At 42.0% G+C, this 293-nt stretch carries 1 protein-coding gene; it reads left to right on the top strand.

The features are described 5' to 3' along the window. Positions 1-293, top strand: a 293-nt coding sequence (locus AB4496_RS21485) for a hypothetical protein (protein ID WP_372131898.1), incomplete at both ends; no start/stop codon positions are given.

The raw sequence follows: 293 nt of genomic DNA, 5'->3' as shown, positions 1-293 counted from the left end.
CTACTACGCCAAAACACATGGCACAATTTGAAGAGAGAGCGAAAGAATATATACAAACCAGTCAGCCACTCACAGGCACATTAGCCGAAACTTACCTCAATAAATTAGGTATTGAACACCCTAAGAGTGACCATGTTCATTTTCATCAAGCAGTGTACTCCTCGGAGGACCAGACATTTCACTCGGCAATGATAACTAACATTCACGATAAAAAAGGAGAAACAAAAGCGATTGAAGTGACTTATTTAGACGGGCAAGGAAATAAAGATCCGGCACTCGACATCAACCCACGG

This window comes from Vibrio sp. 10N.222.46.A1, from assembly GCF_041473595.1.
Taxonomy (GTDB): Bacteria; Pseudomonadota; Gammaproteobacteria; order Enterobacterales; family Vibrionaceae; genus Vibrio; species Vibrio tasmaniensis_A.
The sequence above is the reverse complement of the archived record's forward strand: the minus strand, read 5'-3'. Positions and strand labels throughout refer to the sequence as shown.